Genomic DNA, 634 nt, shown 5'->3' with positions numbered 1-634 from the left:
TGCACGAACCCGCTTCGCGGGAGGGGCGCCTCGTTCTGAGATGGCGCGACTGCCATTTTGACTTGAGCGGGTAGAGGGGTCGATCTGACCATGGAGTTCCCTTCAACGAGAGGAACTCGCCATGGCTACCCTGTCGACCGATGCACCAATCTCTCCGCTTCGCCAGCGCATGCAGCACGACATGCTCATGCGTGGCCTGGGCTCCCATACCCAGCAAGACTACGTTCGTCACGTCCGGCGCTTCGCTGTGTTCCTTGGCCGCTCGCCCGACACTGCGACGGCTGAGGACATCCGTCGATTCCAGCTGCATCAGCATGAGAGCGGCGTCGGCCCTGCGACGATCAATGGCGCGGTCTCGGCACTGCGGTTCCTGTTCCTGGTGACGCTGAAGCGGCGGGATCTGGCACGTGTGCTGGTGATCATGCGCCATCCACGCAAGCTGCCGGACGTGCTGAGCGTGGAGGAAGCGGCGCGGCTGCTCGAAGCAGCACCTGGCATCAAGTACAAGGCCGCGCTCGGTGTCGCCTATGGCGCGGGTCTGCGCGTATCGGAGGTCGCGCACCTCAAGGTCGATGATATCGACAGCATACGCATGCTGATCCGCGTCGAACAGGGCAAAGGACGCAAGGATCGC

Annotated in this window: 1 protein-coding gene; it reads left to right on the top strand. The window is 63.2% G+C overall.

Annotated elements, in window-relative coordinates:
• Window positions 1-121: 121 nt before the first annotated feature.
• Window positions 122-634 (top strand): tyrosine-type recombinase/integrase (locus tag NKJ01_RS36305; RefSeq protein ID WP_352735402.1); only part of this gene is annotated, 513 nt, incomplete at its 3' end.

The sequence above is a fragment of the Mesorhizobium sp. M0276 genome (genome assembly GCF_040321755.1).
Taxonomy (GTDB): Bacteria; Pseudomonadota; Alphaproteobacteria; order Rhizobiales; family Rhizobiaceae; genus Mesorhizobium.
This window is presented reverse-complemented; position numbering and strand designations above follow the sequence as displayed.